Source organism: Novosphingobium sp. GW835-FHT14H07 (assembly GCF_058793515.1).
Genome location: NZ_JBXAFX010000082.1, coordinates 1 through 974, shown reverse-complemented (window position 1 = coordinate 974; position 974 = coordinate 1). Strand labels below are relative to the sequence as shown.

Below are 974 nucleotides of genomic sequence, written 5' to 3'. Positions count from 1 at the left end.
GGATAACCGCCAGACTACCGAAAGGTGGGGTCAATATTGGGCGCCGATAGGGGGTCAGTTTTGCGCGCCGGTTGACAGCTCAAGCCTGCTGCCGCCTTTCAGCGCCTTGTGCAGATGCTCCAGACGACCGGGGCGAAACTGGCGATCCTCGATAACGTGGCGCACTTGTTCACGGGCAACGAGAACGACCGTGGCGAAGTGACGCGCTTCGTCAATCTCCTCAACCGGCTTGCAGGGGAGACAGGTGCTGCGATCCTCTTGCTGGGCCATCCGAACAAGTCGGGCGATGACTACTCGGGTTCGACTGCATGGCTCAACGCGGTGCGCTCTCAAGCGACGTTGACGCACGATTTGGAAACCGACGTGCGCACAATCACGGTCGGAAAGGCAAACTATGCGCGCAAGGGCGAGGCGATCCGCTTTGTCTGGATAGATGGCGCATTCGTACGCGAGGACGATCTGACGCCTGACGTTCGCAACCAGCTTGCCGAAGTGTCGCGGGCCGCGAGCGAGGATGAGGCATTTCTCGCCTGCCTGCGCGCTCGTGCATCGCAGGGGATTGAACGGGCAGTCGGGCCAAACTCCGGCCCGAACTACGCGCCGACGCAATTCGAGGGAATGCCAGAGGCCAAGGGCTTCAAGAAAGCCGCCCTGCGTCGGGCAATGGATCGGCTCTACGCCAACATCCGCATCAAGTCCGAAGAAGTCGAACGACCGGGAAAATCCGGCCGGAAAACGATCATCGTGGAGGTGCCCTAATGCCTGCCCGAACGCCCCCGAACGGTTTCCCGAACGCCTCCCGAACACGCTTCCCGAACAGCCCCGAACGCCGCCCGAACACCCCCGCACACACACACTATTACTACGTAATACCGGGCGCGGCTCCTCGGGTCGCCCGGTAGTGCCCCGCGGGGTGGTGTAGGAAGCTGCCTTGGATGAGGTGGCCATCGCCGATCTTCGGTAGGGTTCGGATG

General features: G+C 62.0%; 1 pseudogene. It reads left to right on the top strand.

The features are described from left to right. Positions 1–99: 99 nt before the first annotated feature. A pseudogene (locus AC1Q5P_RS21900) lies at positions 100–759 on the top strand (AAA family ATPase); the annotation flags it as partial. Positions 760–974 lie beyond the last annotated feature (215 nt).